This is a genomic window from Novosphingobium sp. FKTRR1 (assembly GCF_020404405.1).
Classification (GTDB): domain Bacteria; phylum Pseudomonadota; class Alphaproteobacteria; order Sphingomonadales; family Sphingomonadaceae; genus Novosphingobium.
Genome location: NZ_JAIZDA010000038.1, coordinates 20,875 through 27,188, shown reverse-complemented (window position 1 = coordinate 27,188; position 6,314 = coordinate 20,875). Strand labels below are relative to the sequence as shown.

General features: G+C 64.1%; 5 protein-coding genes and 2 pseudogenes. 4 read left to right on the top strand and 3 right to left on the bottom strand.

Annotation, left to right across the window (positions count from 1 at the left end):
• From LDN95_RS20530 to LDN95_RS20520, 3 genes and pseudogenes are all read right to left on the bottom strand, one after another.
• A pseudogene (locus LDN95_RS20530) lies at nucleotides 1–145 on the bottom strand (PEP/pyruvate-binding domain-containing protein); the annotation flags it as partial.
• 65 nt (nucleotides 146–210) lie between these two features.
• Nucleotides 211–2,463 (bottom strand): glycine--tRNA ligase subunit beta, encoded by a 2,253-nt coding sequence (glyS, locus tag LDN95_RS20525; protein WP_226019414.1) that lies wholly within the window; start codon nucleotides 2,461–2,463, stop codon nucleotides 211–213.
• Entirely contained in the window at nucleotides 2,430–3,353 is a 924-nt protein-coding gene (locus LDN95_RS20520) for a glycine--tRNA ligase subunit alpha (protein ID WP_226019413.1), read from the bottom strand. Before LDN95_RS20520 ends, glyS begins: the two co-directional genes overlap by 34 nt.
• Nucleotides 3,354–3,494: 141 nt before the next feature.
• Between LDN95_RS20520 and LDN95_RS20515 the strand changes: the two genes are divergently transcribed.
• The 4 genes and pseudogenes from LDN95_RS20515 to LDN95_RS20500 all read left to right on the top strand — a co-directional run bounded on the left by LDN95_RS20515 (nucleotide 3,495) and on the right by LDN95_RS20500 (nucleotide 6,299).
• Nucleotides 3,495–4,463 carry a TraB/GumN family protein gene (locus LDN95_RS20515; RefSeq protein WP_226019412.1) on the top strand — a complete coding sequence of 323 codons (969 nt, stop codon included), beginning with the start codon at nucleotides 3,495–3,497 and terminating at the stop codon, nucleotides 4,461–4,463.
• 141 nt (nucleotides 4,464–4,604) lie between these two features.
• Nucleotides 4,605–4,898: pseudogene (gene rplY / locus LDN95_RS20510) on the top strand (50S ribosomal protein L25); the annotation flags it as partial.
• Nucleotides 4,899–5,044: 146 nt separating this feature from the next.
• On the top strand, nucleotides 5,045–5,617 hold the full coding sequence (gene pth, locus LDN95_RS20505) for an aminoacyl-tRNA hydrolase (RefSeq protein ID WP_226019411.1): 573 nt from the start codon (nucleotides 5,045–5,047) through the stop codon (nucleotides 5,615–5,617).
• Between the two features lie 223 nt (nucleotides 5,618–5,840).
• A complete protein-coding gene (locus LDN95_RS20500) occupies nucleotides 5,841–6,299 on the top strand; it encodes a PEP-CTERM sorting domain-containing protein (RefSeq protein WP_226019410.1) in 459 nt (152 codons plus the stop codon).
• The last annotated feature ends 15 nt before the right edge of the window (nucleotides 6,300–6,314 follow it).

The window sequence follows — 6,314 nt, the reverse complement described above, 5'->3', positions numbered from 1 at the left end:
TGATCGTGAACCCCGGCGGAACCGGCAGACCAATCCCCGCCATCTCGGCCAGATTGGCCCCCTTGCCACCCGTAATCGTCTTGTCCCGCGAACGAGGATCACTCGAAACGGCGCCGCCGCCAAAATGGAATACGTATGCGCTCATGGGTACACCTGTGCTGCAGGGCTTGCGTTATCGAATCCGGCACAAGTCCGGATTCGGATGACGGATTAGCCTTCGATACGTGAAAAGTCTGCTACCTTGTGCACTGCAGCACGAAATTCTGCCAAAAGGCCCAAACGGTAGGCGCGCTTGTTCGCATCCGCGTCATTGACGGTCACGTCTTCGAAGAAGGCATCGATCGGCGCGCGCAACCCGGCCAATGCAGCCATAGCGGCGGTAAAGTCCTCAACCGCAACAGCGGCTTCGGCCTGCGGCCCGGCTTGCGCCAGAGCCGCCGTCAGCGCGGCCTCGGCGGGTTCGAGAAGATAGTCCGCTGCTGCAGGTGCGAACTCTTCCTTCTTGAGGATGTTCGCCGCGCGCTTGTACCCGGCGAGCAGATTCTTGCCGTCCTCGGTGGTCACGAACGCCTGCAAGGCATGAACGCGCGCCAGCAAACGGACCAGATCGTCCTCGCCACCGAGCGCGAACACCGCGTCGATCAGATCGTGGCGGACACCGGCTTCCTTCTGCTGAACCTTCAGGCGGTCGGCGAAGAAGTCCAGCGGATCGACCGCGCCATTGGTCCGACCTTCAAGCGTTTCAGTAAGCCACCACCCAGCCTCGCGAAGCGCTCGATCAAGCGGAACCCGAAGGCCATTTTCCTGAATCGTCCGCAACACGCCAAGAGCGGCACGGCGCAACGCGAACGGATCCTTTGAGCCAGTAGGAGCCATGTCTCGCCCAAAGAACCCAGCAATCGTATCCAGCTTGTCCGCCAGCGCCACGGCCACTGTTACCGGGGCGGTGGGCACATCATCACCCTGCCCGACCGGCTTGTAGTGATCGCGGATGGCGTCGGCCACGGCGTCAGGCAGGCCTTCGGCGCGGGCGTAGTATCCGCCCATAAGCCCTTGCAGTTCGGGAAATTCGCCGACCATCTCGGTAACGAGGTCGGCCTTGCACAGCCGTGCCGCCAGTTCGGCCTGATCGGCGAGCAAAGCCCTCCCCCGGTCGGGGGAGGGTTGGGTGGGGGTGTTCGGCGTTTCAGGAGTGGCTGTAGCCGGAGAGGGTGGAACCCCCTCCCCCAACCCCTCCCCACTGGGGAGGGGGGTGACAAGGGCACCCTCACCGGTGGGGAGCGGAGATGCCCCGACAATGCCTTCCTCCACCAGCCACCGCGCCAGCCTAGCGACGCGTTCGACCTTGTCGGCGACGGTGCCCAGCTTTTCGTGGAAGGTGATGCGGCCCAGCTTTTCGGCATGGACCTCAAGCGCCTTTTTCTTGTCCTGTTCCCAGAAGAAGCGCGCGTCGGACAGGCGGGCGGCGAGCACCTTGCGGTTGCCGTCGATGATCGCGACGCCGCCGTCCTTGGCCACCACGTTGGCGGTACAGACGAAGGCGTTGGCCAGCTTTCCTGCGGCATCGCGGCAGATGAAGTATTTCTGGTTGACGCGGGCGGTAAGCTGGATGACCTCGGGCGGGACTTCCAGAAACGCCTCGTCAAAGCGGCCGAGCAGCGGCACCGGCCATTCGGTAAGGCCTGCGTTTTCGATCACCAGCCCTTCGTCATCGACCAGCACCAGTCCGGCAGCGGCGGCGGCGGCGCGCGCCTGATCCCGAACGATCCCCTCACGCGTGACGTGATCGACGATGACGTGCGCTTCCAGCAACTTGGCCGCATAGTCCTCGACGCCATCGATCACGATATCGCCGCTCGAATGGAAGCGATGGCCGCGTGTCAGGCGACCCGAGACGATGCCGCCGATCTCGCAAGCGATCACTTCGCCACCCAGCAGCGCCACGATGCCCGACAGCGGACGCACCCAGCGCAAGCTTTCGGGGCTGAGCGAGGCCGCGCCCCAACGCTGGCTCTTGGGCCAGGGAAAGGCGCGGATGATCGCCGGGATCGCGGCAGCCAGCACATCGGCGGTAGCGCGGCCGGGCTTTTCATTGATGGCGAACCACACGCCGTCGCGCTCGGTCAACTGGTCTGCGGTAAGGCCGGTCTTGCGCAGGAAGCCTTCGAGCGCCTGCGCCGGGGCGCTGGTGCGGGGGCCCTTCACTTCCTCGCTGACCGCCTCGGTCGCCAGCGGCAGATCGCGTGCGATCAAGGCCAAGCGGCGCGGCGTGGACCACACGGTGATGGCACCGGGCTTAAGTCCCGCAGCGTCAAGTTCCTTGCGGAACAGCTTTTCCAGATCGGCACGGGCCGTGGCCTGCATCCGCGCTGGAATTTCCTCGGACCGCAGTTCAAGCAGGAAGTCTGATGTGTTCACCGCCAGCGCGCTCATGCCGTCCACCCCGGAAACTTCTGCGCCCATTGGTCCTGAAACTTCGCCATATAGGCCTCGCAACTGCCGCGCGCGAGATCGCGTACCCGGCCCATGTAGCTGGCGCGCTCCTGCACGCTGATCACGCCGCGCGCCTGCAGCAGGTTGAACAAGTGGCTCGCCTCGATCGCCTGTTCATAGGCGGCGATGGGCACGTCTGCCGCGATGGCAGCCTTGCATTCGGCCTCGGCCCGGCGGAACCCTTCGAACAGGGTGTCGGTGTCGGCAACCTCGAAGTTCCACTTCGACATCTGGCGTTCGTTTTCAAGGAACACATCGCCATAGCTGGTGCCAGCGTCGTTGAAGCGCAGGTCGTACACGTTGTCGACGCCCTGGATGTACATGGCGAGGCGTTCGAGCCCGTAAGTCAGTTCGCCCGCCACCGGCTTGCAGTCGAACCCGCCCATTTGCTGGAAATAGGTGAACTGGCTGACTTCCATGCCATCGCACCACACTTCCCAGCCAAGGCCCCATGCGCCGAGCGTGGGCGATTCCCAGTCATCCTCGACAAAACGGATGTCGTGAACCAGCGGATCGATGCCGATGGCGAACAGGCTGTTGAGGTACAGGTTCTGGAAGTCCGGGGGGCTGGGCTTCATGATCACCTGATACTGGTAATAGTGCTGCAGCCGGTTGGGGTTTTCGCCATAGCGCCCGTCGGTCGGGCGGCGGCTGGGCTGGACATAGGCGGCGTTCCAGCTTTCCGGCCCCAGCGAGCGCAACGTGGTGGCGGTATGGAACGTGCCCGCGCCCACGCGCATGTCATAAGGTTGCAGGATCAGGCAGCCTTGCGCGCTCCAATAGGCATGGAGGCGCAGGATCATGTCCTGAAAACTGGGCGCGCTGGGCGCAGCGGAAGCGGTTGCGGTATGGTCTGCCATGGCCCGCCAGCCTTTGGCCGATGGGGCAGGTCAAATCAACCTTTGGCACAGCACCATTTGGAAATCGGGACCGCGTGCATTCGCGTTTGACTCGGCAGAGGGACTTGCCGCGCGCGATGTGATGGTTCATCGCCAAGCGCCATGCACACCAGCCTTGAAAGCTCCGCCCCTGTAAGGCCCGCCGCGCGCAGGGTCGCCAAGTTGATGGGGCAGGTGCCATCCTTGATGCGCGACTTGCTGACCACGCTGGTGCTGGTTGTGGCGTTGGGTGCCTGCCACAAGGCCGCACCCGCCCCGCCCCAGCCCCCAGCGCGCGTCGCGCTTTGGGAAGTGTCGAGCGAGATCGGCGTTCAAGGCTGGATCATGGGCACCGTCCACGCCCTGCCCCATGGCACGCAATGGCGGCGTCCCGCCATCGACAACGCGCTGCGTCAGGCCGACCGGCTCGTGCTGGAGATCGGTGAGCCGCTGAACCCCACGATCGCGGGCAACGCCTTGGCACGGCTGGCCTATACCGATGGCCTCCCCCCCCCTTCGCAACGCGTGGGACCGAAGTATCGCGCCGCTTTGGCCAAAGTGTACCAGTCGCTGTCGCTGACCGACGCGCAGTTCCAGAACGAGGAATCGTGGGCGGTCGCCTTGCAGATCGCCGCCATCGGCGGGTTGAAAAGCGGCATGGACCCCGAAACCGGGGTGGAGCCGCAATTGCGCGCGGCCATCGGCAGCAAGCCGGTCGAGGGGCTGGAAACGATCGACCAGCAATTCGGTGTGTTCGACCAGTTGCCGCCACGTGCGCAGAAGGTGCTGCTTGAGCAAGTGGCGGTGGAGGCGGCCGACAACCGCGATGATGATCGCGACCTGATGGCGTTGTGGCTGCGCGGCGACGATCTTGGCATCGCCCACGAATCCTCGACCGGTTTTCTTGCCGACCCGGCGCTTTATGGCGCACTCGTCACCCAGCGTAACAGCGCATGGGCAAACAAGATCGACGCCATGCTAAAGGCAGGCGCCCAGCCGTTCGTGGCAGTGGGCGCGGCGCACGTGGCCGGAACCGATGGCTTGCCGCAACTGCTCAAGGCGCGCGGCTGGAAAGTGCGGCGGATCGATTGAGCCGGTTGCGCCGGGGTTCGGACCGCTGCGCTTGCAATTTCCGGCAAATCGGCTAAGGGCCGCCGCTTCCCGTCATGGTCATCCCTGGAGGCGTGGCGGAGAAACCGTGTTTAACTGCAATCTATCGAAAAGGTACTGACGATGAGCGATACGCTTCAGCTGTCGGCCGAATCGCGCGAACGGGCAGGCAAGGGAGCCTCCCGTGCCCTGCGTCGCGAAGGCCGTACTCCCGCCGTGATCTATGGCGGCAAGGAAGAACCCGAGATGGTTCACCTTGAGGAAAAGCTTCTGGTCCGCGCGCTGGGCACCGGCCACTTCTTCGAGTCGGTGATCGAACTGACCGTGGGTGACAAGACCGTGCGCGCGCAGGCCAAGGACGTGGCGTTCCACCCCGTCAGCGACCGCCCCGAGCACGTCGACTTCCTGCGCATCGCGTAAGGCGGTCACACTCGCGCCGCGAAACCATTCGGGGCGCGCGGGACACAAAAAGAACCCCTTCCCGCCGTGGGAGGGGTTCTTTTTTGTGGGCCACGATCTATCGACCGACGCGGCCCGTTCGCCGCAGCAAGGAACATTTCGCCATGCAACTATGGGTCGGTCTGGGCAATCCGGGGCCGCAATACGCGCTGCACCGCCACAACGTCGGCTTCATGGCGCTCGACGTGATCGCCGATCTCCACCGCTTTGGCCCGGTGCAGAAGAAGTTTCAGGGATGGCTGCAGGAAGGCCGCATCGGTGGCGACAAAGTGCTGCTGCTCAAGCCCGCAACGTTCATGAACGAAAGCGGTCGTTCGGTCGGTGAAGCGCTGCGCTTTTACAAGCTTGATACCGGCGCGCTGACCGTGTTCCACGATGAGCTGGATCTGCTGCCATTCAAGGTGAAGGTAAAGCAGGGCGGCGGCACGGCCGGACACAATGGCCTGCGCTCGATCGACCAGCACCTTGGCCCTGATTTCCGTCGGGTGCGACTGGGCATCGGGCATCCCGGCCACAAGGACCGTGTGACGGGGCATGTGCTGGGCAACTTTGCCAAAACCGAACAGGACGATCTGACCGACATGCTCGGTGCTGTGGCGACGGAAGCCGAATGGCTGGCGCGCAGAGACGACGTCCGGTTCATGAACGATGTGGCTCTGCGGCAGCAGGACAGTTGAGTTAACCCAGCGCCCGTCGTTGACCGCGAATTCCCTCCATTTTCGCGCAATGAGTGCAACCCATTGGTTAACGACAATTAGTCGGGCCAGTTTACACCAGAGGGGCACGATTTTTTACGTTAACCATCCAAAATGGCAGAATTCCGTGTTTGGCACGGCCTGTGCTTATCAACGTGTCAACCACGCTTGATCGAACACAAATACCAGACAGGGGATTTCCACCATGAAGCGCATCGCAGTTCTTTCCGCCGCCCTCCTTGGCTCGCTGACCGTTGCCGCTCCGGCGCATGCCACGTTCGGCCACGTGCACTATTGCAACTGCGGCCACGCGGCTGGCAGCGCGATGTGCGGCGGTTCGACCTCGTCGACCACCGGCGGCACCACGACGTCGACGACCGGCGGCACCACCACCACCACGGGCGGCACCACCACGGGCGGCACCACCACGGGTGGCACCACCACTTCCACCACCGGCGGCACGACCACTGGTGGCACCACGACTTCGACCACCGGTGGCACGACCACGGGTGGCTCGACCACCACGGGTGGCACGACCACGTCGACTTCGGGCGGCACGACCAGCACCACCGGCGGCACCGACGTTCCTGAACCGGGCATGCTGGGCATGATGGGTCTGGGCTTCATCGGCATCGCCGTGGCACGCCGTCGCCGCCGCGCCTGATCCGCTTCCACAGGG

Excerpts from the sequence above, each read along its gene's own strand:
- glyS (WP_226019414.1), bottom strand. The coding sequence starts at position 2,463 with ATGGGCGCAGAAGTTTCCGGGGTGGACGGCATGAGCGCGCTGGCGGTG.
- LDN95_RS20520 (WP_226019413.1), bottom strand. The coding sequence starts at position 3,353 with ATGGCAGACCATACCGCAACCGCTTCCGCTGCGCCCAGCGCGCCCAGT.
- LDN95_RS20515 (WP_226019412.1), top strand. The coding sequence starts at position 3,495 with ATGCACACCAGCCTTGAAAGCTCCGCCCCTGTAAGGCCCGCCGCGCGC.
- pth (WP_226019411.1), top strand. The coding sequence starts at position 5,045 with ATGCAACTATGGGTCGGTCTGGGCAATCCGGGGCCGCAATACGCGCTG.
- LDN95_RS20500 (WP_226019410.1), top strand. The coding sequence starts at position 5,841 with ATGAAGCGCATCGCAGTTCTTTCCGCCGCCCTCCTTGGCTCGCTGACC.